Below are 7,164 nucleotides of genomic sequence, written 5' to 3'. Positions count from 1 at the left end.
AGTACGCGGTAGGCGGTGCCCGGCATTTCCTCGGGCCGGTAGAGCGTTTCGAAGGCAACATATTTGGCACCCTCCTGCACGCCCGCCATATTCAGAAGGTCCGCCAGTTCGAACCCGTTCCAGGGCACCACCATCGACCAGGCTTCGACACAGCGGAAACGATAGATACGCTCCTCTATGGTCATCTCACCAAGGATCTGCTGGAAATCATAGTCGCCGGGTTTGTCCACCAGCCCGTCAATCTTGACGCTCCATGGAGAGGTTGTCATCCGCCCCGCGTAAGCCGCCGGATCGCCCTTGCCGGTTCCGAACTCATAAAAGTTGCAGTAGGTGGTCACGTCCTCCCAGCTGTTAGGCTCCAATTCACCTTCTGCAGCCTGCGCCTGCCCCGCCCCAGATAGGGACGCAAGCCCCATCCCCGCAATGCCCGCGATGATTTGGCGGCGGTTCCAAAAGGCGGCCTCGGGGGTGACATCGGCAGGGGTCAGGGTGTTGGTCCAGCGACGGGCCATTCTTGCGCTCCTTCATATCTGATCGACCAAGAGCTAGCGCAGCAGGTGCGCCGCGCCAAAACATATCCTGTCACGAGTCCGCGATGGCACTGTAACTTGGCATGATCTCGTTCATGGGGCGCGAGGTGCCATCATCCAGAACCATCCGCACGTGCCGGCGGCGCAACTTGCGGGGTTCCGTAACGCCAACCGAATGCGCGATGGTCTCAACCTCGTGGATCACCTCCCGCGCGTAGCGGGCCACGCGCAAGTATTTGTCCTCGACCACCAGCCCCTGCTGCAGGCGCGCATCATGGGTGGTAATGCCAGTGGGACAGCTGTTCTTGTTGCACTTCAACGCCTGAATGCAGCCCAGCGAGAACATGAAGCCGCGCGCCGAGGTCACAAAGTCGGCTCCAGCCGCTAGCGCCCAAGCGACATCACCCGGATTGACCAGCTTGCCACTGGAGATCAGGCGGATGCGATCCTTCATTCCGTATTCGTCGCGCAGGTTGCAGACCATCGGCAACGCCTCGCGCACCGACATGCCAACCAGATCGATCAGGGGCATCGGCGCGGCGCCCGTCCCACCCTCTCCACCATCAATGGTGATAAAATCCGGTGCATCATCAGGGCGCGTAGCGATATTCATGAACATCTCGCGCATGGCCACCTCGGAACCAACCACAGTCTTGATACCTACCGGCTTGCCTGTGACGTCACGCACGCGGGCGATCATGTCCAATAACTCGTCATAACTTCCGATCTCCGGATGACGGTTGGGAGAGATGCTTGCCTTGCCTTCTGGAATGCCGCGAATGGCCGCAATCTCGGCGTTGACCTTGGCGGCGGGCAAAATGCCCCCTTTGCCCGGCTTGGCGCCTTGCGAGAGTTTGAGTTCGAACATCCGCACACAGGGGTGCTCGGCCACCTTGCGAAGCTTGTCGTCGCTTAGATTTCCATGCTCATCGCGTACACCGTATTTTGCGGTGCCAATCTGGAAAACGATGTCGCAGCCACCCTCAAGATGGAACGGGCTGAGACCACCCTCGCCAGTGTTCATCCAGACGCCGGCCTCACGCGCCCCGCGGCTTAGCGCGCGCACCGCAGGCCGAGACAGGGCACCATAGCTCATACCCGAGATGTTAAAGAAGGACGGCGCCCGATAAGGCACCCGCGCCCCAGCCCCAATGACCATAGGCTCTGAACTCGCATATTGATCATCCAGCGGCGGGAATGGTGCGTTCACAAAAATCGCCGTACCCGGCACCGAGGTGTTGCGGGTCGAGCCGAATGCTACTGTGTTCCCCTGCCCTTCGCTGGCGCGACTCACCCATTCGCGCTGCGCCCGGTTGAAGGGCAGTTCCTCGCGGTCCATGGCAAAGAAATACTGCCTGAAGAATTCACCCAAAGTACTAAAGATATGCCGGAACCGTCCGATCACGGGATAGTTGCGACGGATGGCGTCCCTGGTCTGAACCCTGTCCACGACAAAGGGGATGAGCACCACCAGCCCCGTAGCCCCCAGGACAAACACAAAGGCCAGCGCCAGGAATTCCATGGCATTCGCAGTGATACCCATTCAAAAACTCCTATGTGATAGTATATGTGATAAATGAGGCGCGCGGCCGATGACACCGCCGCCCGCGCCTCCCTAGACTGGGGAGGAATGTCGGGGCGGGCAAGCGAGCACTGCTCACAAAAGGGAGATTATCCATGAAATCCATTGTTGCGAACATTGCAGCCACAGTCACAGCCTCGGTCACCGCCCTGTCCGTGGCGACCAGCGCCGTGGCAGAGGATATGGTGAGCTATACCACGACCCTGTCCTTCGACGATGTGACCTTTGGCCTTGAGAATGCCATCACCGACCGCGGGCTTCTGGTGGATCACATCAGCCACGTCGGCGACATGCTGGAACGCACGCGCGCAGACGTGGGGTCCGACATCATTCTTTTCGAAAAGGCGAATGTCTATTCCTTCTGCTCGGCGCAGCTATCCCGGCAAGTGATGGAGGCCGATCCGATGAACATCATGTTCTGCCCCTACGACATCTTCGTGGCGCAGTTTCCCGGCAAGGACGAGATCACCATCGGATATCGGGCCTTTCCCGAAGGCGAGATGCAGATCATTCAGGATCTACTGGATGGTATCGTGCGCGAAGCCATCGAAGAATAAACTACGCCGGACCATATCCTGAAAAGACGCCGTATGTCGGCCTGAAGTCATCCTCCTCAGCAGGCCACAGCACACTGGCCTGCGAAAAATCATTCAACGACTTCAATCAGATAGTACGTGGAAAATTAGCCCAAATTTAACATCCGAAAAATATCACCTCTCCATCGAACCCTTTGGGAAATTTCTAGGGAAGAAGAGGTCTCATGTTTTTCAAATTCAAGGCTACCGAACGTGCGCAAGACCAGGAAGACCTGCTTGGCATATTGGGGGTCTTAGAAAAAACGCAGGCCGTGATCGAGTTCAGCCCAGACGCGACAATCCTGCGCGCAAATGACAACTTCCTCACCTCCGCCGGATATACCGAGGCGGAGGTCCTGGGCAAGAATCACGCGATGCTGCTGGCGCCGGACTACGCGCAAAGCGCCGAGTACAAAACCCTTTGGGCAGCCTTGTGCGACGGCGAGCACTTTACCGATCAATACCCAATGCGATCCAAATCCGGCGAAGAGCTGTGGATCCAGGCCACCTTTGCCCCTGTGATGGGCGCCGATGGCCAGCTGCGCAAAATCGTCAAAATCGGAACGAATATCACCCATCGCCGCAAGGCCATTCAGGATATTTCACGCGGGCTGATTGCCCTGCGCAATGGCGCGCTCGATCATCGTATCCCGGTATCCGATATCGAAGATCTAGGAGCCGTGGCGCGCGACTTCAACGAGGCTGTCACCCAGCTTGAGACGGTGATATCGACTGTCAAATCTGTCTCGGGCACGGTTGAGAACACGGCCGAAGAGATCAGCCACTCTTCGACCGAACTGTCCACGCGAACCGAAACCCAGGCGGCCACGCTCGAAGAGACCGCCGCCGCCATCGAAGAGCTGACATCCACAGTCAAATCCGCTGCACAGGGCGCACAGGATGTGGAGCAGATCGTCACAGGCGCCAAGGCAACCGCCGAAGACAGCAGCACGGTCGTTCAAGAAGCCATCGACGCGATGGATCAGATCAAGGCCTCATCCGAAAAAATCTCGACCATTCTGACGGTTATTGACGACATTTCTTTCCAGACCAGCCTGTTGGCGTTGAATGCCGGGGTCGAAGCTGCCCGTGCGGGCGAAGCGGGACGGGGCTTTGCCGTTGTCGCATCCGAGGTGCGCGCCCTTGCAAAACGCTCCACCGAGGCTGCGAGCGAAATCAAGCAACTCATCAACGAAAGCTCCACACATGTGGTGCATGGCGTGGATCTGGTGGGCCGCGCGGGCGGGGAATTGAAAACCATCATAGAAAGCGTCAGCACGATCTCGGGCCATGTAAGCGACATCGCACGCGGCACCCAGGAACAATCGGCAACCCTGTCCGAGATCAACACCGGCATGGGACAGCTTGATGAGGTCACCCAGAGCAACGCCGCAATGGTGGAACAGGCGACCGCGGCAAGTCAGACCATGGCCAACAATGCCAAAAGCCTGTCGCAACAGGTCGCGCTGTTTCGCACCAGCTGCACAAGCGGAGTAAACACCCGCGCTCCCATCGAGCAGGCTTCAGCATCGGGTCGCCTCGCGACGACCACTCCTGCACGTGCAGCCGTAGCGAACGGTTGGGACGATTTCTAGGGAGGCTCGCGGCGCATCTTCGCCCAGATGTGAGAAACGAATAAGGCCCGCCAATTCTGGCGGGCCTTGCTATTTTGACACTGCAGATCTTAGTGCACCACAGCATCGTCCGGTTTCGGCCGGTCGCTGGTGCCGATACGATCTCCGATGATCAGCCCCTCGGCCCCGGCAGAAACCGGAACGGTGTCACCATCCCGGATATCCCCGGCCAATAGCAGCTCGGCCAGCGGGTTCTGCAAGGCACGCTGGATCACACGCTTGAGCGGGCGGGCCCCGAAGACCGGATCATAGCCTTCATCTGCCAGCCAAGTCATCGCCCCCTCATCCAGTTGCAGGGTGATCTTGCGATCGGCCAGACGTTTCTCAAGCCGCTTTAGCTGGATCTTGACGATGCCGTCCATATCTGCGCGGGCCAGACGGTCAAAAATGATCGTCTCGTCCAGGCGGTTCAGGAACTCGGGCCGGAAGTGCGCCCGCACCGCATCCATCACGTCACGCTTGGCATCTGCCGCATCGGCGCCCTCGGGCAGCTGGCTCAGCGCCTGCGCACCCAGGTTCGAGGTCAGGATGATCAGCGTCTGCTTGAAGTCCACGGTGCGGCCCTGACCATCGGTCAGCATGCCGTCATCCAGAACCTGCAACAGAACGTTGAACACATCCGGGTGCGCCTTTTCGACCTCGTCGAACAGGACCACCTGATAGGGGCGCCGCCGCACGGCCTCGGTCAAAACGCCACCTTCCTCGTAGCCGACATAGCCCGGAGGGGCACCGATCAGACGCGCCACAGCGTGTTTTTCCATGAACTCGGACATGTCGATCCGCACCATGGCGTTGTCGTCATCGAACAGGAACTCGGCCACGGCCTTGGTCAGCTCGGTCTTACCGACACCGGTCGGCCCGAGGAACAGGAAGCTGCCCAGCGGACGGTTCTCATCATTGAGACCCGCACGCGCCCGGCGCACCGCATTGGCCACCGCCGTCACGGCCGAATTCTGACCGATCACACGGGCGTGCAGGTCATCCTCCATCCGGAGCAGTTTCTCGCGTTCGCCTTCCAGCATCTTGGAGGTCGGGATCCCGGTCCAGCGTTCAACCACACCGGCGATCTGTTCGGGGCGCACGGCCTCTTCGACCATCAGACCCTGCTGTTCCTTTTCCTCGGCCTCGGCAAGCTGTTTCTCAAGCCCCGGAATGACGCCATAGGACAGCTCACCCGCACGGCCAAGATTTCCTTCACGCTTGGCGATGTCGAGTTCGGCGCGGGCCTTGTCGAGCTGCTCTTTCAGATCGCGCGCCCCGGCCAGCTTGTCGCGTTCGGCCTGCCACTGGGCGGTCATCTCTGCGCTCTGCTCCTGCAGGTCCGAAAGCTCCTTTTGCAGGGTTTCAAGGCGATCACGGGATGCAGCATCATCTTCCAGCTTCAGCGCCTCTTCCTCAATCTGCATCTGCAGGATCTGGCGATCCAGCGCGTCCAGCTCTTCAGGCTTGCTGTCCACCTGCATACGCAGACGGCTGGCAGCCTCGTCCATCAGGTCAATGGCCTTGTCCGGCAGGAACCGGTCCGTGATATAACGGTTCGATAGGGTTGCCGCCGCCACCAGCGCCGCATCGGCGATACGCACACCATGATGCAGCTCGTACTTTTCCTTGATGCCGCGCAGGATCGAGATCGTGTCCTCCACCGTTGGCTCGGTCACCATAACTGGCTGGAACCGGCGGGCCAGCGCCGCGTCTTTCTCTACATACTTGCGGTATTCATCAAGCGTGGTTGCACCAATGCAGTGCAATTCGCCCCGCGCCAGGGCAGGCTTGATGAGGTTGGCCGCATCCATGGCGCCATCGGATTTGCCCGCACCCACAAGGGTGTGCATCTCGTCGATGAACAGGATGATTTCGCCGGCGGCTTCGGTAACCTCAGTCAGGACCGCCTTGAGGCGCTCTTCGAATTCACCGCGATATTTCGCACCAGCAATCAGCGCGCCCATGTCCAGCGCCAGCAATTGCTTGTCACGTAGGCTCTCGGGCACGTCGCCATTGACGATGCGCAGCGCCATGCCCTCGGCGATGGCAGTCTTGCCGACGCCCGGCTCACCGATCAGCACCGGGTTGTTCTTGGTGCGGCGGCTAAGGACCTGCATGGCGCGGCGGATTTCCTCATCCCGGCCGATGATTGGGTCGATCTTGCCCTCGCGGGCCGCTTCGGTCAGGTCGCGGGCATATTTCTTCAGCGCATCATAGCCTTCTTCGGCGGTGGCGCTGTCGGCGGTGCGGCCCTTGCGAATATCGTTGATCGCCTCGTTCAGTTTCTGCGCGGTGACATTGCCTGCCTCCAGCGCCTCCTTGGCCTTGGATTTGACCATGCAGAGCGCCATCAGGATGCGTTCAACCGGAACGAAACTGTCGCCAGCCTTGTCAGCAATCTTTGCGGCCTCATCCAGCACCTTGGCGGTCTGCTGGTCGAGATACATCTGCCCCGCATCACCGCTGACCTTGGGCAGTTTGGACACGGCCGCATCGGCCGATCCCGCAACCTGGGTGGCATCGCCGCCCGCACGGGTGATCAGGTTGGCGGCAAGCCCCTGATCGTCATCCATCAATGCTTTCAAAAGGTGTTCGGGCACCATGCGCTGGTGCTCTTCGCGCAGGGCAATGGTCTGCGCCGCCTGCACGAAACCGCGTGCACGCTCGGTGAACTTGCTCAAGTCCATCTCTCTCTCCTTTTACAAGCGCCCGATCAATATGGCAGCGCCCGCTTGGCGGCACGCCCCGGTCCGGGCCTCACACTTCAACTTGGGAAGTCTTCGCCTCCCTTCAAGCCCATGTTGACCGGAAAGCGGTTCATTTTCTCTGACCTTGATCAAATCCCCTGCACGAAAAGAGGC

5 protein-coding genes (1 of these 5 running past the window's edge) are annotated in these 7,164 nt (G+C 59.7%); 2 read left to right on the top strand and 3 right to left on the bottom strand.

What is annotated here, in order from left to right:
- Both msrP and INS80_RS07860 read right to left on the bottom strand, forming a co-directional pair.
- Positions 1 to 512 carry the 5' portion of a protein-methionine-sulfoxide reductase catalytic subunit MsrP gene (gene msrP / locus INS80_RS07865; protein ID WP_192965103.1) on the bottom strand. It extends 400 nt beyond the left edge of the window, so 512 of the gene's 912 nt are visible here — the first part of the coding sequence; the start codon lies at positions 510 to 512; its stop codon lies off the left edge, out of view.
- A 70-nt stretch (positions 513 to 582) separates the two neighbouring features.
- On the bottom strand, positions 583 to 2,073 hold the full coding sequence (locus INS80_RS07860) for an FMN-binding glutamate synthase family protein (protein WP_192965102.1): 1,491 nt from the start codon (positions 2,071 to 2,073) through the stop codon (positions 583 to 585).
- 134 nt (positions 2,074 to 2,207) lie between these two features.
- Between INS80_RS07860 and INS80_RS07855 the strand changes: the two genes are divergently transcribed.
- Both INS80_RS07855 and INS80_RS07850 read left to right on the top strand, forming a co-directional pair.
- Positions 2,208 to 2,669: a DUF302 domain-containing protein gene (locus tag INS80_RS07855; RefSeq protein ID WP_192965101.1), complete on the top strand. Its 462-nt coding sequence runs from the start codon at positions 2,208 to 2,210 to the stop codon at positions 2,667 to 2,669.
- Between the two features lie 203 nt (positions 2,670 to 2,872).
- On the top strand, positions 2,873 to 4,282 hold the full coding sequence (locus INS80_RS07850) for a methyl-accepting chemotaxis protein (RefSeq protein WP_192965100.1): 1,410 nt from the start codon (positions 2,873 to 2,875) through the stop codon (positions 4,280 to 4,282).
- 89 nt (positions 4,283 to 4,371) lie between these two features.
- Here the strand turns inward: INS80_RS07850 and clpB are convergent, their stop codons facing one another.
- A complete protein-coding gene (gene clpB, locus INS80_RS07845) occupies positions 4,372 to 6,990 on the bottom strand; it encodes an ATP-dependent chaperone ClpB (protein ID WP_192965099.1) in 2,619 nt (872 codons plus the stop codon).
- Between the last annotated feature and the right edge of the window lie 174 nt (positions 6,991 to 7,164).

This window comes from Phycobacter azelaicus (assembly GCF_014884385.1).
Classification (GTDB): domain Bacteria; phylum Pseudomonadota; class Alphaproteobacteria; order Rhodobacterales; family Rhodobacteraceae; genus Phycobacter; species Phycobacter azelaicus.
Note: the sequence above shows the minus strand (reverse complement) of the source record. Positions and strands in the feature narration are given on the sequence as shown.